Raw genomic sequence first — 18,790 nt, 5'->3', positions numbered from 1 at the left:
TCGCTGGCCCGGATGCTGCGCATGGAAACCGAAGGCTGGGCAGGCTCAGAGGATCATGTGCTGGAGCAGATCCGGATCTGCCTGCAACACGTCCATCCGGCGCTGGACACGTCACGACTGCGATAGGCGGCGCCTAAACCGGCCGGCCGCGATAGCGCAGGATTAGCGGAAATGTCAGCGTCATTTCGTGGCTGATCCCGTGCTCCCACAAGCCGTCTTCGCCCCTTCAAAAGCATACCGACAACATCGGGAGTCTCAAATCCGTAAGCCGGTAAGCGAGCGCAGCGCTTCCAAATCTTCTTGGTATAGTTCGTTCAAATAGGCTCGGTCATCGTTCGTGAGTTGCTCGTCTCCAGGAGAGATGTTCTCACGCTTCACGGACACAGGTTCCAAACGCGACACGCCGAGAAAATCCGTCACACGAGCCAATAGTGAATCCGGCTCAGTGGCGAGCTCGGCCTGTGTAGCGATCATTATCTGGTCCCATCCAAAAATCTCCGACAGCTGAGTAAGCTGACGAGCATAGAATCCCCTCTCTACGTAACTAAAACGACGCGCTGCTAACGAGCGCGGACCATCGTTCAGAATTCTGAGCCGGCCTTCCCGGATTGCATTTGAGAACGGCAACGACTCCCAGCCTTTTCTGCGGCTCATGCGCCACTGAGAGAAAGCCCGATCAGCCGGATCCCGAAGCAGCACGATGAATCGCATGTCAGGTTTGTATCTCGCGATCCTGTATTGCGCAGGCGTCCAGTAGAGGGTCACCGGTGTAGCCTCCCCACGCATCCTGCCATCGGGCGCACCGAATGATGAATGGAGCAACTCATAGTCCGGATTGCGCCAATCGATCCCCGTTTCGCGGTCAAAGAAGTGGCTCTCCTTGTGACGGCCAAAGGCCAACTCTGGATGAAGCCTCAGGTAGGCATCGAGAGCGCTGGTGCCGCACTTCTGCGCACCCGCTATTGCGAAGCTTAGTCGTTCGTTCATAAAGATAACTCGCGAAAATCGGAACAAAGAAACCTTTGAAAACGTCGCCGTATTAACCCGTCCAAATACAACGTCATAACGTCGTGATTAAGCTTTCTTTGTGAAGCTTGGCCTTGACAGCGAGTTGGAGATGCCCGGCCGGAGCTGAACACGATAACAGCGACATTTTTGTTCCACTCTGGCTAAGACCCTAAAAACTTTTTGGATTCGGGCGCTGCCCATTCTCGAATTGCCTGCGCGGCCTACTTGACGCGCTGGATCACCCGAGGGTAGGGATGCGTTGCCGTGGGCGTAGCTCCTGTCCCTTCCTGGGCCGCGAACTGTGACCGGAAGGCGTTCAATTGTTGGCTCGTCCATATCACCGGTTCTATTGGGGACTAAAATCCAAATGACTAAGACCACTCTTTTCGCCGCCGCCTCGGCCGCCGCGATCCTGTTCGCCGGCGGCGCCCAAGCCGGTTCAATCTCGGGTTACTTCGGCTCCGACGTCGCCGGTAACCAATTCTCTTCGGCCGTCACCGGCGCAAACCCGGTTGCCGCAGTAACTTACCAAGTTGCTTCCGAGAAAAACGTCACGGCCGCAGCTCCGCTGACGGGCAACATTGTCGCCACCAACACGCTGACGACACCTATCGTTATCGGTGCCGGCGCAGCTACCCGTGACTACCTCGTCGAATTTACGATCAACGGCGCTACCGTGGCTTCGACCGGCCTCCAACTCTCGACTGGGCCCAACGCACTGCCAACCGCCGCCACGCTCGTCAGCAACAACAATGGCGTCGTGACCTTCCTGGTCTCGGTTCCGGGCGGCTCGACGGTTGAGTCGTTCTCGTTGGCTGCCAACGTCAGCCAAACCGCCAAGAACCCGATTACCGTTGCCGGGTCGGTGACTGCCGTCATCGGTGGCAGCAACATCGTCGTAGACACCGCCGCTAGCACTGTAGCCTCTTCTTATTCGGCCTACCTGAAGCCTATCTCGGCGACGTCTAACACCCTTACTGCTCAACTGGCCGCAGCTCCTGGTGATGATGACTACGTCCTGATTGCTGGTTCGGGTACCGCTCAACTCGCATCCGACTTTAAGGTCGTTAACGCTGGTTCGTTCAATATCGACCTTGCTGGCACCGATGCGACTCCGGCAATCCTCAACACTGCAAGCTTGATCGTCCGCGGCCCGGTGATCAACGACGATGTGACGGTTGCTTTCGATCCGGCGACCGGCACGGCCGCTGCCACCCCGCCTGCAAACACGTCGATCCGCACTCTCACCGCGACTGAAGCACGTGCATTCGCGGCGGGAACGACCGATCTTAACATCACCAACAACGGCGATGATGAGTTCGTGGCTGGCACCTACACGGTGACTTGGACTCCTACTGTCGTCTCCGGCTTCACGGCTCCGGCCGCTTCGACGACCGATGCCGGCACGGTTGAACTGCAAGGCACCAATTTCGTGGCGCCTTGGGTTTCGGGCACGGGTCTGGCCACCAGCGTCATCCGCGTCAGCAACAGCAACGGCACTGCCACGGCGCCGGTGACGATCCGCATGATCAGCGGCACGCAAGTCGTCAACGGCGTGGCCACCCCCTTCACCAGCACTGCGGCTCCGCTGGTTGTCGGCTCGGTTCCGGCTCGCGGCGACCTGCAAGTCACCAGCGCTCAACTGGTTGCCGCCTTCGGCAACTTCACCCGCGCCGACTTCCGCGTCACGATCAACCAGGAAGACACCGGCCTGGTCGCCAAACTGCGCAACACGCGTGACGGCCAAACCTTCGAGCAATCGTTGGCTGAATAAGACCAGTCGCTAGACTGATCTGGGAAGGGAGGGCTTCGGCCCTCCCTTTTTCTTTGCGCGGTGTCCGGCTAGATCAAGGGCCGCGTATGCAAATCGAGATGTCCATGACGCCTGCCTCAAACCTCGCGCCCGTCGCTGTGATCGGCATGCATCGATCCGGCACGTCCTGCCTGGCGGGGTGTCTTGAGGATTTGGGCCTGCATCTTGGCGCGGTGAATACCGCCGCGCCGCACAACAAGAAGGGCAATCGCGAGAACCCCCGGTTTTGGCCCGTTCACGACGCCGTCCTGGCCCGCGTCGGCGCCGCCTGGGATGCGCCGCCCAACGCGCCCGTCGCCTGGACCGCGAGCGAAATCGCCGATCTGAAAGCGGTGCTGTCCGATTACGACACTCTGCCGACGCCCTGGGGCTTCAAGGATCCCCGCGCCACGCTTTTGCTGGACGGTTGGTTTGAAGTTCTGCCGGACCTGAAGCTGGTCGCCTCCATCCGCCATCCCCTCGCCGTCGCGGGCTCTCTGGCGGCGCGCAACGGGTTCGATCAGGACCGGTCCCTTGCCATCTGGACCGGATACAATCGTGCCGTCCTGCGTTGGCGCGACCTGACGCCATTCTCCGTTATCGACTACGATGCGGACGACTACGAAGCCCGCATCCGACACGTCGCAAGGGGATTGGGTTTGAACGCGGCAGCGCCCATGCCCTTCCGCTCCGATGAGTTGAACCACCAGAAGATCAACGCCGCCGTGCCAGCCTCTGTCGCCGATCTTTGGGCGGCGCTACGGGACGCCGCGCGATGAAGCGCCCGGCCCTTTCGGTCATCGTCATCGGTTTCGACATGGCGCGCGAGTTGCCACGTACCGTCACCTCTCTTCTTCCGCCTTATCAGCGCGGTCTGGAGATTGAGGACGTCGAGATCATTGTGGTGGATAACGGCTCGGCCCAGCCCGTGACCCGCGACCTGTTTTCACAAGAGGCGGACATTCAGATCCTGCGCGTCGATGACGGCGGCGTATCCCCCTGTCGCGCCATCAATCGCGGCGTCGCGCTGGCGCGTGCAGATCACATCGCACTGATGATCGACGGCGCGCGAATGGTGTCGCCCGGCATGGTCCGCGCCGCCCTGGACGCGGCCGGCTCAAGCCCTGACGCCTTCGTCGCCACGCTCGGTTTCCATCTCGGTCCCAAGGTTCAGCAGATTTCAGTCGAAGAAGGCTACAGCCGTGACGTCGAGGACCGCCTGCTGGCCGACATCGGCTGGCCGAACGGCGACGGCTATCGCCTCTTCGAAATCTGCGCCCTTGGTGAAAGCTACGCCATGGGGGTTCTTGCCCCCCCGACCGAGACGACGTTCTTCGTCATGCGCAAAGCCATGTTCGAAGCGATCGGCGGATACAATGAGGATTTCGTGCAGCTGGGCGGCGGCTTCGCCAGTTTCGACTTCTTCCGCCGGGCGGTTGAGGCTGCTGGAGACGGCTTCATCATGCTGGTCGGGGAAGGCACATTCCACCAACTGCATTACGGGGCGACCACACAAGCGGGTGGCATCCGACGTCAAGCCGAAGCCGGCCGGTCATTGGGTGACCTCTTTGCCCAGGAGTACGAGGCCTTGGTCGGACGTCCTTACGGCCGCGTCCAGACGATGCCGCTTTTGAGAGGCCGGATCACACACCCTGCGGTTCCGCGTCTGTTCTTCGCTTCAACGGGTTAGGCCCGCGACACCGCTGGCGGGTCGCGCTATAACCCGAGCTCAGCGCCCCGTATCGAAATCAGATTCAGACTTGTCAACAGACACCGACGCCGCCCCCGTGGTCATTCCCTTCACCCCCGCCCCGACGCGTCGTCGCCTGGGCGAGGAGCTGATGGCGCGCGGCATGATCCGCGAGGCGGATCTGGTCAACGCCCTGACCTTGCAGGGTCAGAACGGCGGCCTCTTGGGCCTGAACCTGGTGCGGCTGGGCGCCGTGTCGGAGGCGCAGTTGCTGGATGTACTGTCCGAGCAGTTGAACCTGCCCATCCTTCTGCCCGAACACAGCCCCCGTCCCGACCAGATCGCCGCCTTCCTGGCCGAGATTCGCTCTCCGCTGAACTGGTGGGCCGAGAACGAGGCCGTGGCCTGGCGCGAAGAGGCCGGCGAGGATGCGCCCGGCCGTATAATCTGCGCCGCTGTTCAGCCCCTTGCGCCCGCCCTCAGCGAACGCATCACCCAGGCCAGCAAAGACCCCGTCCTCTTCCTTCTGGCCCAGCGCTCGCTGATCGAGGCCCTGACCCAGGACCTGCACGCCGACGGCGCGCCCCTGATGGACGGGTTGATGAGCGGCGGCGCCGATGCGGCGCGCCTGCGCGAGTTGGCCCAGGAAGCCCCCACCATCGATTTCGTCAACGCCGTCTTCGCCGAGGCCCTGACGCGCCGCGCCTCTGACGTTCACGTCGAACCCTATGAGGATCGCTTTCTGGTGCGGATGCGCATCGACGGCGTCCTGACCACCGCGCGCGCCGCCCCCCGCGCCAACTTCGAAGCCGTCGCCTCGCGGATCAAACTGCTCAGCGGCATGGACATCGGCGAACGTCGCCTGCCGCAGGACGGCCGCCAATCGGTGCGCGTCTCGGGCCAGGAAGTGGATCTGCGCGTCTCCACCCTGCCCTGTTCCTGGGGCGAATCGATCGTGCTGCGCCTACTGGGCAAGACCAGTCGTCTGCCGCAGCTGTCGGAATTGGGGGTGGGCGAGGATCAGGAAAAGACCCTGCTCGAACTGTCGGAACAGCCCAACGGGGTCTTCCTGATCACCGGGCCGACCGGATCCGGCAAGACCACGACCATCTATCGCCTGCTGACGCACCTGAACGACGGCGAGCGCAAGATCATTACGGTCGAGGACCCCGTCGAACTGGACCTGCCGGGCGTGATCCAGGTGCGCGTGCGCGCCGACATCGGCCTGACCTTCGCCGCCGGCCTGCGGTCGATCCTGCGCCAGGATCCTGACGTCATCATGGTCGGCGAAATCCGCGATCCCGAAACCGCGCGCATCGCGGTTCAGGCCGCCTTGACGGGGCACCTGGTCATTTCCACCGTCCACACCAACACCGCCCTGGCCGCCGTGCCGCGTCTGCTGGATCTCGGCATCGAGGACTATCTGTTGGCCGATGTGTTGCGTGGCGTGGCGGGACAGCGGCTGGTGCGCCGCCTGTGCGACTGCGCCCGTCCCTCGACCCCGCAGGAGGCCGCTGAGCACGAGCAGTCGATCCCGGCACACCTTCGCGCCACGGCCGACGCCGAGATCGCCGCCTGGCGCGAACCCGTGGGCTGCGCCCGCTGCGGGCAGTCCGGCTATCGCGGCCGGATCGGCGCCTATGAGATCGCGCCCGCCTCGCCCGCGCTGATCCAGGCGCTGCGAAAATCCGCCGACGAGGATCAGCTGACCGACATCGCGCGTCAGGACGGGTTCCTCAGCTTCGGCGACGACGCCTTCCTGAAGGCTCGGCGCGGCCTGACCACCCTGTCCGAAGTCCACCGCATCGTCGGCGGCGGCGACTGATCGTGACGCCGCAGGCTTTCCAGTATCAGGCGATCGATCGCCAGGGCGCGATGTCCCGGGGCGTGCTGACTGCGCCCAATGAAGCCGCGCTAGTGCGGCGGCTGTCGGCCGAAGGGCTGACGGTCCTGAAGGTGTCGCCCGCCGCAGCCGCGCAAGGCGAAGGCCAGAACCGACCCCTGAAGTCGGGTGAGCGGGTGCTGGTCCTGCGGCAGCTGGGCCTGATGCTGGAGGCCGGCGTTTCGCTGCTGGAATCGCTGGATACGGTGGCGCAGGGCATGCAGTCGCGGAAAGGCAAGGAACAGTTTTTGGCCGCCATCGCCGCGCTGCGACGCGGCGACTCCCTGGGCAAGGCCCTGGAGGAGCACGTTCCGGGTTTTCCCGACTATCTGTACGCCATGGCGCGTGTGGGCGAAGCCTCGGGTCGCGTCGCTGAAGTGCTCAAACAGGCTGCAGAGCAGATGGCCTATGAGGATCGGCTGCGAAAGGATTTCGGCAATGCGATGACCTATCCGGCCTTCCTGCTGATGGCCGGATTGGGCGCCGTCGCCTTCATCTTCACCCAGGTGGTGCCACGCTTCGGCGCCATGATCGGCGAAGACCGCAGCCGCGTGCCGACCGTATCGCGCTGGGTGTTGTCCGCCGGCGAGTTCGCCAACGCCAACATAGGCGTAATCGGCATCGGGCTCGGCGCCCTGATCGCCCTGGTCGTCGTGATCGCCACCAATCCGGCGATCAAGGCGCGGGCCTATACGCTGGCGCATGGCCTGCCGGTCGTGGGCGGCGTGCTGCAGGCGCGCGAAATCGCGGCCTGGGCGCGATTGACGTCCTTCGCCCTGGTGAACGGGGTGCCGATCCTGTCGGCCGTCGCCCTGGCGCGGGCCGCAGTGCCGATTGGGCCCTTCAGGCAAGGCTTGAACCGGCTCGAAAACGATCTGAAGGCCGGCCTGACGTTGGATGCGTCTCTGGCGGCGCACACCAAACTGGAAGCGATGGACCTCAGCCTGCTGCGCGCAGGCCAGCGTTCGGGCGCGATCGGGGCCATGTTCGGCTTTATGGCGGACAACTACGAGAACCGCTTGCGTGACAGCATGAAACGCATGACGTCGCTGCTGGAGCCGGCGGCCATCGGCGCGATCTCGCTGATCGTCGGCTTCGTCGCCCTGTCCTTGGTGCTGGCGCTGTCCAGTGTCTACGAAGGTGTCGTTTGATCAGGCCTCGTCGCGAAGGCTTCAGCCTGATCGAAGCGCTTGTGGCGCTGGCGATCGCCGCTATGACACTGACGGCGATCTTCGAGCTTCAGCAGCAGATGATCCGCGGGCAACGCCGCGCCGCCGATGTGATGGAACAGGTCGCCGCCCAGGAAAACGCCTTGGCGTTGACCCGCGACATCAATCCTATGGACCAGCCAACTGGCACGATCACGCTGCCCGAGGGCGACGTCATACGCTGGACCTCAAGTCCCAAGACGGAAAGCCGGACCAATGCCGGCTTTCCAACGGGCGACGGCACTTTCCAGGTCCAGCTCTTCACCGTCACGGTGGAGATCGAGCGGCGCAACGGTCGCTCCCCAGCCGCCTTGGTCTTCGACCGTATGGGTTGGCGACGAATGGTCGGTGAGGGAGCTTAAGGCGTCGTCACCGGCGCCGTGACGGGCTCTTGCGTGCTTGCGGGCGCGACAGACTCTTCGCCAACCATCGGCTCTGCCGGTGTAGCGACCGGCCGACCGCGCGGCGGCAGAAGCGAAGGCGTTTCGGAAGCAGGCAGGGGGCTGGGAAGATCCAGGCCCAATCCCCTGAATCTCGGACTGATCGACCACGGAGTGAGAGTATAGGACCAGCCGCGACCGGTTCGGAATGCGGCATTCATATTGCCCGCATACTGGTCGGCGAAGTCCGCCATATCATCGTCGCCACGCACGATGTAGGGCGTGATCAGCAGCAGAAGCTCGGTTCGTTCACCGCTGATCGAATTGCTCTGCAAGGCCGAGCCGATAATCGGGATGTCCTTCAGGAACGGTATGCCTGTGTTCGCCTTGGTGTAGTTGTTTCCGATCAGACCGCCCAGGACGCCGGTCCATCCATCCTTGATGGCGATCTGCGTCGTCAGGCTTCGGTTCAAGATCGTCGGACTGGAGATGCTGGTGCCCGCCGGCGGCGCGCCTGCGGAGGACAGTTCCTGGCTGATGCTGATGTCCACCCGGTCTCCGTAGACCACAGGCGTAATCTCGAGAATGGTGCCCGTCTGACGATATTGCACGCTCTGGAGAATGTCGGTGTCGCCGTTGGAGTTGCTGTTCGACGCGCGCTGCGACGAGATGATCGGCACGTCGGTTCCGACCTGGAATCGCGCCGTTCCCCCGCTGCGCGTTACGAGCTGAGGCCGCTGGAGAATGCTGACGCGGTTGTTCGATGCGCTGGCGACGATCCGAGCCCTAAAATCCGGACCGATGAAGTTGAACACGCCCGCCGCGCCTTTCAGCGTCAAACCTTCTGTCGATCCGCTCAGAACGCCGTCGCCGCGCGTCTCGGTGCCGAAGAGATTGACGCCGATGTCCGTGCCGTCGGTCAGCGTGACTTCGGCGATCATGACCTCGATCACGACCTGAGGCGCCGGTGTGTCCAAGGTCGACAGGAGGGTGCGCAGTTGAGCATAATCTCCGGCCGTACCGGTGAAGATGATACGGTTGCCGATGGGGTCCGTCAGCAAACGGCCTCCCAGGAATGTCCCGGAGGCGCCCTGCTGCTGAGCACCGCTACCATTGCTGGACATCTGGCCGCCTTGCCGAGGCGCGGCGCTGTCTCCAACCGTGACGGCCGGCGTGCCGGGAACACCGACCGGCGGCTGAGGTTGGTTTGTCGTCGGCGCCTGACCCATGGCCAGTTGGCCCAGCGACTGAGCGTCCGTATTGCGGACGTTGTAGACGAAGGTGGTCGCTTTGTCGCCGAGCGCAGCCGGACGATCCAGCATGCCGACCCAATAGTTCACGCGCTCCAGCAGCTCTGGATCCTTGGCGAACACGAGGATCTGATTGGCTTGTGGGAAGGACAATATGACGATTGAGCGACCGGCCAGCGCCTGCCGGCTGACGATGTAGCCTTCGGTGGTGAGCGTCTGCTCCAGCGATGTCGCAAGCGCATCCGCGGCCCAGTAGACGGGTTCGACACGAAGAACATCAGCCCCGGCAAAGCGCGGTTGATCGATTTCGCGGAGCGTACGAACGACCTGCGCCACATCACGCGCCGTGCCCGATATGATCAGGCTGTTCGTTAGGGGATCCGGCGTGACCCGCGCGCCGCCAAGGTTCGGGAAGAGATCGCCCAACAAGGACTGCAGCACGTTCACTTCAATAGTCTGAACGTTGAAGAACTGGACCACGCGACCGGAGGATGCGGGCGCTGTTCGGTTGCGAACGATCTCGCTGCCGATCGCGCCATTGGGGCTAGCGCCGACGGTGACCGCCCCGCCGTCGATATAGACGTCGATGCCGTATTGTTTCAGCGCCTGTTGCGTCAATCGAAACAGAGCGCGTTTGCTGATCGTCCCGCCCGTGCCGCCGGCAATGATCTCTGATCGTGTGGCCACGTCTCCGCTGAGAGAATAGGGCACATTGAGAACGCCGCCGAAGACGGTCGCCGCGAATTGGGGGATAGACTGCGGCGCCAAGGTCGCATCGACCGGCTCATCAGGCAGCAGCGCCGCGACTTCGGCTTCGGTCGCCGGCGGTCGTTGGGGTGTCTGCGCAGTACGCGTCGGTATGGACAGACGTTCTGACGAGTTGCGTGCTCCGGCGACAGCCGCATCAGAACCGGTCGGCACAACATCACCGCCGCTTCGCGAATCTTCTGCACGATCGGGCATGCGAGTCGTGGTGGTCATCGTCGGGAATGCGGCGCAACCGGCCAGAAACAGAGGCGTCAGGCAAACCGCCGCCATCAGCGACGAGGCTGTTCCCTTCAAACGTGGGGCGGTGAACAACTTGGACATAGACAACTCCTGCGCGCCTCAGCCGTACAGACGGACCACGCGCGTTTCGCGGCCCTTTCGCAATGTGACGGCGCTTTCTGTGATCTCTTCGATTCGCCACCCGTCTCCAAACCGATCGCCGACGACGATAGATCGGATTTGCGGCCCCGGCGCGGCAGGATCGCTCACCAGCGCCGCCAATGACCCGGTTGAAGGGTTACGCTCCACACCGCGAAGCGCCTGTTTGAAGACCACCGACACATCGGGCGGCGGCGGGGGCGGCGGGGGCGGTGGTGGCGGCGGCGGCGGGGGCGGCGGAGCAGGCAGGGGCGGGTCGGAACGGAGCGTTCTCAGAAACCGGACTGCGGCCGCCGCGCTTTCTCCGGGCCTGAGCACCAAGGAGTCCTGTCCCAGACCGCCACGGCGCACAGACGGCGGCTCCTCCGGCTCATTGGGATTCTGCCACCCCAGCAAAAAGACGCCCGCCAAGAACAGAAGCACGAAAAGAGGAGCAAAACGCATCAGCCGCCTACCTTCTCGACCTTCGTTGCACCGGCAGGCAAAACCACGGGGAACGACAGCCGAATGCGCACCTTCCCCGTCGGAGGAGGAAGCTGAGCGGCCGCGCCCTCCACCTGCTGAATTTGGCCTTGGAACGTCGCGACTGGCGTCATCTCATAGTCGAAACTCACGACCCGAAACCCTTCTGGCCAGCCGGCGACACGATCCAGAAAGGCAAAGGTCGGCGCCCATCGCAAATCCGTCTGGATCTCTGCGCCTACCCAATCGGTCACGCCGATCGTCTCGACTTCAGCATCAGTCGTGATGACGACGCTGGTCATTCCTGCGTCGAGCGCGGCCTTCGCCAGTTGCTGTTCAATGCGGACCTGGGCGACGGCGACGTTCGTGGCTTCAAATCCCCAGGTTTTCATATCCTCGACGGCGGTATCATCTGCCGCTGCCGCCTCGACACGCCGCGCCGCACTGGCTGCAAGACGGGCGCTGGCTCGCGTGGACAGGGCGTCGATGTAACGGTCTTCCTGCCTTACACGCCAGTCGGCGGCACTGATTGGTGCGTAGATCAGGGCGGCCAGAACCATCACACCCAGCAAAACCCGCTCACGCGGCGTGGTGCGCTGAAGCCGAGCGAGAAGTGCACGCGTTTGCGTCCGGGCAGACACCCTGAGTCCGGCAATGATGTCCTGCAATCCAGCCCCGCCGCATCTTCGGCGCCCACCCGTTCACAATCGACGCGCGCGCATCCATCCGCTATAGCAGCCCCCGGGCTGTGGTAATAGCTTCATGGTTATAGGGACGTAGCGTTTGTCCATTCATATTTCACGCAACCTTCGCCGTTTCGTGGGGCGTCGATCCGTTCAGCGCGTCTCCGCACGGCAAGGGTTCAGCTTGCTGGAAATTCTGGTCGTGTTGGCGATCATCGCCATGCTGGCCGCCGTGGTCGGGCCGCGACTCTTCGCGCAGCTTGATCGGTCGAAGACGACGACCGGCCGCCTGCAAATTCGATCAATCGAAGCGGCGCTGGAAACAATGCGGTTAGATATCGGGCGCCTGCCAACCCAGCAGGAAGGTCTGGCGCTTCTGATGCAAGCCGATCCTCAGCAGGTCGCCGGCTGGTCCGGGCCGTATCTGGACAAGGCATTGCCCTCAGACCCGTGGAACCGGCCATACGTCTATCTGCCGCCCAGCGCGGCCGCTGACGGTACCCCTGGCGCGCCCGAGAACCGCGCAAAGGTCGTCAGCTACGGTGCCGACGGCCAGGAAGGCGGTCAGGGCGCGAATGCCGACATCACATCCGATCAACGCTGACAGCAGCCGGGCTGGTTTCTCGCTGATCGAGATACTGGTGGTCCTAGCGATCTTCGCGCTCAGTGCTGCGGTGATCATGCCCAGCACATCGCGAATGCTGGATCAGGCGACGTCCCACGCGGTGTTCTTCGAGTTTCAAAAGCAGGTCTCGGACTATCGTCGAGAGGCCAATCGCACTGGGGTCGCCATTCGTCTGGCCGATCCAGAAGCCGCCAAAGCGGGCAGCCCGCAAGTGGGCGGCGCGCCAGAAGGAGCGTCTGATGATTGGGTTGATCGAACCGTGACCCTCAGGTCGCCATGGCGTTACACGATGGCTCCCGCTCTGGACATCGCCGCCGGCGGCGGCTGTTCGGACACCACGGCCAATCTGATCAATGGCGACCGTGTCGTCATGACCCTTCGGACGGCGGCTGGCGATTGCCGATTTATTCGCCTGCAGTCAGCGGCGGAGCCGCCTCGCGGGTCTTCATCTCGATAATCAAACGCTGATTTTGCGCGTCCGTCCTTGGGCGCACGTCGTAAAAATAGCCCGAGCCTTCAAAATCGGCGATCAAGGTGTCGGCCACGGCGACCGCCGTATAAGGCAGGGTCAGGGTCAAGGTCTCGCTCTGGGCCTCCAGCGCGGTCGGGGTCAAATCATGAAAGGCCACAATTCCGATCGCCGCGCCCGCGGCGCTGAGCGGATTTGTTCGGGCCTCGATCTCGGCATAGGCGGCCAGCTTGCGACGGTCGGCCTCCAGCCCGCCCATTTGGGCGGCGCGCGGCGTGGCGGCCTGAATCTGCGCTGTTTCCTTTTCGATCTCGTCGGCTTCTGACGCCAAGCGTGCGCCCTGACCCATCATGAAGAGGCTCAGGCCGATCGCCGTCAATGCAACGGCGCCGGCGCCGATACCGATCAGCTGTTCCTGGCTGAGGTCAGACGCAGACACAGCGAAGGCAGGGGCGCTGAAGTCGATGGGAAGCGTTTGCGCTGCTGGGGGTGTTTCCGGCGCATCCTCGGCGCCGCGCTGCAATCGCGTGAACGCGCCCCACGAGGCGACATCGAAGCGCTCGCGCCGCCAGGCAGAAGCGATCAGGCGACGCTCGCGCCACAACTGAGCCTCATAACCCTGCTCGAGCCGGACGATCCGCCATCCCACGCCAGGGGGGTGAGCCAGGGTTTCGGGCCGAACAAGGGGCGCGCGGGCGCCGTAGCGTGCGCTCACCAGAGCATTCACCGTCTCGGCGTCCCACCACCAGACGCCGAAATTGGAGCCGCTTTTCACCAGAGTGGAGCTGCTTACCATATAGGGCGAGCCCGTGCGTGCATGCAGGCGCGCCGCCTGCCCCCTGCGACTGCGCGGCAGATTGGCCGCCTCGAACAGGCTGAACGCCGTCAGATCACGCGCCAGCAGCACGACAGGCGGACGCAGCCTGCCGCCTGGACCGCCCGGATGAACCTGCATCCAGCGGCCATCGGCCAACAGCCGCTCAACGCGGGGCGTAAGGAAGTCGAACTGCATCGGACAAATCAGCCACGGCTCGCCCCGGAGCCTCTTTCAATTCAGTCTGGTCGATCCAGACCGGCCGCTCAACCCCTGAAGGCGTCAACGTCAGTCGTGACCGATAGACCCAAGCCGACCGGCTGTCAGCCACGGTGAGAAGAATGCGTCCTGACGGGAAGGTGTAAAAGCTGTCTCCGCTCGTGTCCGGCAGCCCGGTCGCGGATGCGAAATCGGCGAATGACAGGAACGGCTGCTGTTCTCGCGCCCTGAAGGCCGCCTCAATCTGCGAGGCTGAGGCGCCGTATAGGATCTGCATCGTTTCAGCTGAGGCCGTATTCACGTTTTCGTTCGGCGAAGCGGAATCCATCGCCAGATGAGGATGAATTTTTCGCCAACTACTCATGCGCACAGCGCCACGAAGGCCCAGAAGGGAGAGCCATTCCTCAGGGCGACGCATTGCGCGGTTCGCGGGCCCAGCACCGTTGTAGTCCCTAGCCTCCGCTCCGTTGATCTGCTTCAGATCGTCTTGATCGATGTAGTCACGATAAAGGGGCGATAAGCGGCGCGTCACAGCGTCGGATAGCCCCAGGGCATCCCCTAGCCGCCGATAGCTGGCATCCTGCAGATACGCCAAGTTGATCAAGCCAGCCTGATCCTGGGACTTGATGAGCAAGCCGCCGTCGATGTCGACCTGATAACCACGACCGTCGAGCCGCACCAGTTCGCCCGCGCCACCCGACGGATCGTAGATGGCGTCATCAAACAGACGCGGCCCTCCGGTGTTGATCCCGGTCGGGGCCATCGGCTCGGTGGCGGCCATATAGGTCATCAACGCTTCCGCCGTCATCGCACGCGCCATGAACCGGACTCGCGCCCGCGCCGAGGCGGCCTCTGCCTGCAAGCTGCTCAAGGCCGTCATCGCAACCAGGAAGATGAGAGTGACGACCCCTGTGACCGCCAGCACGGCGGGCAGGGCGAAGCCTGAGCGTCGGCGGCGGGACTTAAAGGGGGTCATCAAATCGAATCCAGCTTTCGGGACGTCCGGATCCAGCTAAATCCAGAATATCGACCGCGCCGCCCTGAAAACGCACGAAAAGCCGGGTCGCGCGCATCTGCCCGTCGTTAATGGCTGGCGCACGTTCTGCGGGAGCGTAGACAGCGGACCAGACCATGCCGTCTACAGAATAGGACAGGCGCGCGGCGGGATCGCTCGTGGTGATCAATGTCACGGGTCCGGAGCCGGCTTCGCACGTCAGCACACCCTGACCAGCGTCCCGGGTCACCGTCAAAACCATCCGTCCCGCCCAGCCTTGAGGCGCGCATTGTGTGGCACGCTCCATCACGACATCGGCCTCTAGCCGCTCGGGTGCGCCGGAAATGGCGCGATCAACTTGAGCATTGAAAGTTTCAGCCGGACGCAGGGCGATACTTCTGATCAAGACTCGAATATCGCTGACAGAAACATCGAGATCCGACGCCGACATCGCCCGGCGCCCCAGACTGAATCCGGTATCACCGGCCTTGATGCCGATGGAGAAGATGATGGCCAGCGCCATGCCGCCGATCGCCAAGACAACGAGCGCCTCGATCAGAGAAAAGCCGGAACGTTGAGCAAGACGCCGCATCGCATGCTGTTAGCGGTTCCCGACGCGCTCGCCAATGGACCGCGCCGTCACGCTTGGCGCTTGGGACGCGATGAGATATCAACCGCGCATAAGCCGGGGACGGGGATGAACAAGCAGACTTCGGTCTTGATCGCGGGCGGACTGGCCTTCGCCCTTTGGGGCGGGGTGACCAGTCTTGACCTGTTCGCCCAGGCCGAAGCCGGACCTCGGGTCATCGCGCCGCGACCCGCCACCCCGGCCACACAAGCGCCAACCGACATTCAACGTCGAGCAGATTTAAATTCCAGACTCCGCGGCATGATCGCGGAGGGCAAGGGCGGGCGCCTGGCCGATGCGACACCGCCATCGAGATCCGTTCGAGCGCGAGACGTACGCGCGACGGCCGTTGTCCGTCGGCCTCAAAATACAGTGAGAACATCGACCGTAGAAGCGGCCGCGACGATTGCGCCGCCGGCCTACGATCCATCGAAGGCTCGCCCGCTTTCGGCGGCGGGAGGCTACAGGGCCCCTCGCCTTGACCTTTCGACACCCGCGAACGTCCCCGGCGATCCCCTCGCCTGCCTGACACAGGCGATCTATTACGAAGCCCGCAACGAAAGCGAAGAGGGCCAGGCCGCAGTTGCAGAGGTGGTGCTGAACAGAGCCGGCAGCGGACGTTATCCTCGCGACATCTGCCAAGTGGTCTATCAGCGCAATAGCCGCACCTGCCAGTTCACCTTCACCTGCGACGGTTCGATCGGTCGGTCGCCCATCAACATGACGGCCTGGGCCCGGGCCGAACGGATTGCGCGCAGCGTCTACGCCGGCGAGGTCAAGGCTTTGCTGCCTCGCGGCTCTGTCAACTATCACGCCAACTATGTGCGGCCGACCTGGGCGGGCCGCCTCGAACGGGTCCGCCAGATTGGCGCGCATATCTTCTACGGAAATGCAAAGAATGGCCGGACACCGGGGGCGCAAGAAGCCGCGCCCGTCGCTCAGCGCGGCTTGGTTTTCGTCAGCAATACGGCGCTGGAGCAGGCTTACGCCGCCCTCACGGGACAGGCGTCGGACTCCCAAAGTCGCTGATTTCAGGCTCCGTCTGATACGGAGTGGGTATCTCCTGCGGTGATTTCGACTCCTGCGAAGGTTACGTGGCCGTCGAAGACCCCTTCCAGTTGGACTAACCGTACTTCCGCAGGCGCGGCGTCAACCCACTGATGGGACATTACAATTTCAAAAAACCCCGGACGGCCAGGGTAGAATTCTTGGGATTGATAAGATTCAACCTCGCCCCAATCGATCCTAAACCTCGAGCGACTCGCGCCATCATCAAAGCCAAGCGTGATCTTCGCCTTCCAAAACCCTGTCGGCATGGTGACATAGGGCCCAGAGATTAAAAATCGTGGCTTCCCCGTGATATCGAAGGGTTGCCCCGATCGCGCCAGATCAACACTTTTTACGTCGTAGCTAAATAGTTCTGGCGACCAAGTTGTCTTATCCAGGCTCATGAGCAATGAAATCCCCTGATTGAAGACGTTGGCCTCCTCGAAAGGAAAACGCCGCAGCGAAAAAAACCCAAAGGAAAAAAATTTCCGCGAGGTAGTCCACGACGTTAGGTGAACCATGACCCCCCGCAACCTGCCCTGCCTTTAGGTCTGTCTTTGACGCAATCGCTTCCGGTCGAGCAACACGCACATGGCAGGGAGGGATGAGGAACCAGAAATTGCGAGAACCAACGCTAGTCACGCTGCCCGCAACCAAGTGTAAACCTCAACCGCCTCTTCAATGTCAGTAAATAGTTTTGCTTTGCCGCTTTCGATTATCAAAGCTTGGTCACAATAACTCGCGATCATGTCAGTGTTGTGCGACGCCATCACGAACGCTCGACTCGCGCGGTTTTGGAAGAGCTCCTCTTGGCATTTGCGCTGAAACCGCGCGTCGCCAACAGCGACGAGTTCGTCGATCAAGTAACAATCAAACTCGACAGCCAGAGAAAGACCAAAGGCAAGCCGTGCGCGCATGCCTGAAGAGTATTGCTTTACAGGACGCCGCATCGCTGTTCCCAGTTCTGCAAAGTCATCAACGCGCGCCATCAAGTCCTTAAAGTCCCGATCATACAGGCGCGCCAGAAACCTCACATTATCAACGCCCGTGAGCGATCCTTGAAAGCCGCCCGCGAAACCGATCGGCCATGATGACGTCATATCCCATGTGATCTTGCCCTGCGTCGGGCGATCGATCCCGCCAAGCATACGAATGAAGGACGACTTCCCTTGGCCGTTACGACCGAGCAAGGCCAGTCTACCATCGCGACGCAACGAAAGATTGAGATCTGAGAAAAGTGGCTTATGCGCACCGGGATGGGTTCTGCTCAAACCCTGTACGAGCAAGCCGATGTCAGCGGGGATGATGTCGGTCATCCCAACTGACGATGCTCACGCACGCCGGCCCAAATTAGCCAGCCCAAACCGTAGATCAACATCGTTGAGAAGAGGACAGTCAGGATCGCAATAAGACGACGGGGCTCGGTTGGCTTGTCCGGATAGCTCGGGCTGACGATGCGTTCGAGGTAGAGCTTCTGACGTCTGGCTTCCTGCTCCGCTGTGACGACGCCAGCCGTAGCTTCAGCGAGCTCCTTGTTCGCAAGCTCTCGCCTCAAGGACAAATCTTCGTAGCTGCTGATCTTGCTGGCCAGCGAGTTTGAAGACCCGGCAATCTTAGCCCGCTCGGCAGCAATTTGATTTTCGTAAGCCGTAATCCGCGAGTCGAGCATCGGCAGCTGGGGACTGCGTGGCGCATCTGCGGCGAGTTGAGCGCGCTCGGCCTTCAAGGTCGCCAGAGACGCCAACAGATTGCCGACAAGCGTAGACCCTTCCGTTGCGGTGCGTGCCGGGTCGATAAATTGCTCACGGTTGCGAAACGCTGCAAGTTGAGCTTGGACGTCTGACAGCCTAGCGCGCGCCTCGTCCTGGCTACGTTTGGCGTCACGAACAGCATCATCTGTTGCACGCGTATTCATGCGGTTGACGAGACGCTCGCCGCCATCAAGCATCGCGGCATTCAGCGCCTGGGCGGTTTTTGCGTCGAAGCTTTCGACGCGCAGGGTGCTGATTCCAGTGGTCGCATCAAAGCCTGTAACGACAAATCGCTTCAGCGACTTACGCATTCCCTCCTCAGAGTCACCCTCCCAGAAACGCGGCCAGCCGGTCAGCGGATCGCCGCCACGTGGCGCCAGAATTCGGCGGAGATCGAATCGCTGTCGCAGCTCAGCGACTCCGTCTGACGAAAGAACATATTCATGAACTGCGAACGCATCAGACGCTGACGCCGATAGGCCGACGCCTTGCAGTACAAACCCCAAGGCCGAAGTCTGCGGCTGGTTCGCTTGCCTTACGACAAATTTCGCCTCGGACACATAAAGAGGCGAAGCGATCACAAGATAATAGAATGCAACGAGTAGTGTTGGCGCAACAACGACACCCAAGAATCCAATAGGCCAACGCTCCCACCATTTTTTCGCCCTACGACCAGATGGAAGGAGTTGCGGAATAGGCCCCACATAATTGATCTTAGTTTCGCTCATTATGATCGCCCAGC

At 62.4% G+C, this 18,790-nt stretch carries 18 protein-coding genes; 9 read left to right on the top strand and 9 right to left on the bottom strand.

What is annotated here, in order from left to right; all coding sequences use genetic code 11:
- Positions 1-255 precede the first annotated feature (255 nt).
- Positions 256-987: a sulfotransferase domain-containing protein gene (locus tag RT123_RS01770; RefSeq protein WP_313007340.1), complete on the bottom strand. Its 732-nt coding sequence runs from the start codon at positions 985-987 to the stop codon at positions 256-258.
- Between the two features lie 388 nt (positions 988-1,375).
- Between RT123_RS01770 and RT123_RS01765 the strand changes: the two genes are divergently transcribed.
- From RT123_RS01765 to RT123_RS01740, 6 genes are all read left to right on the top strand, one after another.
- Complete coding sequence (locus RT123_RS01765) at positions 1,376-2,782, top strand: hypothetical protein (RefSeq protein WP_313007337.1); 1,407 nt, start codon at positions 1,376-1,378, stop codon at positions 2,780-2,782.
- Positions 2,783-2,886: 104 nt separating this feature from the next.
- Positions 2,887-3,579, top strand: coding sequence for a hypothetical protein (locus RT123_RS01760; RefSeq protein WP_313007335.1), 693 nt, complete (start codon positions 2,887-2,889; stop codon positions 3,577-3,579).
- Positions 3,576-4,490, top strand: a complete 915-nt coding sequence (locus RT123_RS01755) for a glycosyltransferase (protein WP_313007333.1) — start codon at positions 3,576-3,578, stop codon at positions 4,488-4,490. Before RT123_RS01760 ends, RT123_RS01755 begins: the two co-directional genes overlap by 4 nt.
- A gap of 70 nt (positions 4,491-4,560) precedes the next feature.
- On the top strand, positions 4,561-6,315 hold the full coding sequence (locus RT123_RS01750; RefSeq protein ID WP_313007331.1) for a GspE/PulE family protein: 1,755 nt from the start codon (positions 4,561-4,563) through the stop codon (positions 6,313-6,315).
- Positions 6,316-6,317: 2 nt separating this feature from the next.
- Entirely contained in the window at positions 6,318-7,523 is a 1,206-nt protein-coding gene (locus RT123_RS01745) for a type II secretion system F family protein (RefSeq protein ID WP_185224954.1), read from the top strand.
- Positions 7,520-7,942, top strand: coding sequence for a prepilin-type N-terminal cleavage/methylation domain-containing protein (locus tag RT123_RS01740; RefSeq protein ID WP_295240701.1), 423 nt, complete (start codon positions 7,520-7,522; stop codon positions 7,940-7,942). The genes RT123_RS01745 and RT123_RS01740 overlap by 4 nt, the downstream gene beginning before the upstream one ends.
- Here RT123_RS01740 and RT123_RS01735 read toward each other — a convergent pair.
- Together RT123_RS01735 and RT123_RS01730 are read right to left on the bottom strand one after the other, a co-directional pair.
- Positions 7,939-10,299, bottom strand: a complete 2,361-nt coding sequence (locus RT123_RS01735) for a secretin N-terminal domain-containing protein (RefSeq protein ID WP_313007323.1) — start codon at positions 10,297-10,299, stop codon at positions 7,939-7,941. The genes RT123_RS01740 and RT123_RS01735 overlap by 4 nt on opposite strands.
- 500 nt (positions 10,300-10,799) lie before the next feature.
- Complete coding sequence (locus RT123_RS01730) at positions 10,800-11,486, bottom strand: hypothetical protein (RefSeq protein ID WP_313007321.1); 687 nt, start codon at positions 11,484-11,486, stop codon at positions 10,800-10,802.
- Positions 11,487-11,637: 151 nt separating this feature from the next.
- On the opposite strand from RT123_RS01730, the gene gspG reads away from it, so the two are divergent.
- Together gspG and RT123_RS01720 are read left to right on the top strand one after the other, a co-directional pair.
- On the top strand, positions 11,638-12,105 hold the full coding sequence (gspG, locus tag RT123_RS01725; RefSeq protein WP_313007401.1) for a type II secretion system major pseudopilin GspG: 468 nt from the start codon (positions 11,638-11,640) through the stop codon (positions 12,103-12,105).
- Entirely contained in the window at positions 12,077-12,583 is a 507-nt protein-coding gene (locus RT123_RS01720; protein ID WP_313007319.1) for a prepilin-type N-terminal cleavage/methylation domain-containing protein, read from the top strand. Before gspG ends, RT123_RS01720 begins: the two co-directional genes overlap by 29 nt.
- Here RT123_RS01720 and RT123_RS01715 read toward each other — a convergent pair.
- Genes RT123_RS01715 through RT123_RS01705 form a run of 3 tightly spaced genes read right to left on the bottom strand, consistent with a single transcriptional unit; the run spans position 12,531 to position 15,214 of the window.
- Positions 12,531-13,607, bottom strand: coding sequence for a hypothetical protein (locus tag RT123_RS01715; protein ID WP_313007316.1), 1,077 nt, complete (start codon positions 13,605-13,607; stop codon positions 12,531-12,533). The genes RT123_RS01720 and RT123_RS01715 overlap by 53 nt on opposite strands.
- Positions 13,576-14,604, bottom strand: coding sequence for a type II secretion system protein GspK (locus RT123_RS01710; protein ID WP_313007313.1), 1,029 nt, complete (start codon positions 14,602-14,604; stop codon positions 13,576-13,578). Before RT123_RS01710 ends, RT123_RS01715 begins: the two co-directional genes overlap by 32 nt.
- A complete protein-coding gene (locus tag RT123_RS01705; RefSeq protein WP_313007310.1) occupies positions 14,591-15,214 on the bottom strand; it encodes a prepilin-type N-terminal cleavage/methylation domain-containing protein in 624 nt (207 codons plus the stop codon). Before RT123_RS01705 ends, RT123_RS01710 begins: the two co-directional genes overlap by 14 nt.
- Between RT123_RS01705 and RT123_RS01700 the strand changes: the two genes are divergently transcribed.
- Entirely contained in the window at positions 15,197-16,279 is a 1,083-nt protein-coding gene (locus tag RT123_RS01700) for a cell wall hydrolase (protein WP_313007308.1), read from the top strand. The genes RT123_RS01705 and RT123_RS01700 overlap by 18 nt on opposite strands.
- 2 nt (positions 16,280-16,281) lie before the next feature.
- Here the strand turns inward: RT123_RS01700 and RT123_RS01695 are convergent, their stop codons facing one another.
- The 3 genes from RT123_RS01695 to RT123_RS01685 all read right to left on the bottom strand — a co-directional run bounded on the left by RT123_RS01695 (position 16,282) and on the right by RT123_RS01685 (position 18,776).
- A complete protein-coding gene (locus tag RT123_RS01695) occupies positions 16,282-16,701 on the bottom strand; it encodes a hypothetical protein (RefSeq protein WP_313007306.1) in 420 nt (139 codons plus the stop codon).
- 234 nt (positions 16,702-16,935) lie between these two features.
- Complete coding sequence (locus tag RT123_RS01690; RefSeq protein ID WP_313007303.1) at positions 16,936-17,613, bottom strand: ABC transporter ATP-binding protein; 678 nt, start codon at positions 17,611-17,613, stop codon at positions 16,936-16,938.
- The gene (locus RT123_RS01685) at positions 17,610-18,776 is read right to left on the bottom strand and encodes a chain-length determining protein (RefSeq protein WP_313007301.1); all 1,167 of its coding nucleotides are present in this window, start codon (positions 18,774-18,776) and stop codon (positions 17,610-17,612) included. The genes RT123_RS01690 and RT123_RS01685 overlap by 4 nt, the downstream gene beginning before the upstream one ends.
- Between the last annotated feature and the right edge of the window lie 14 nt (positions 18,777-18,790).

Source organism: Brevundimonas vesicularis (genome assembly GCF_032067225.1).
In the GTDB taxonomy this organism is placed as follows: Bacteria; Pseudomonadota; Alphaproteobacteria; order Caulobacterales; family Caulobacteraceae; genus Brevundimonas; species Brevundimonas vesicularis_F.
This window is presented reverse-complemented; position numbering and strand designations above follow the sequence as displayed.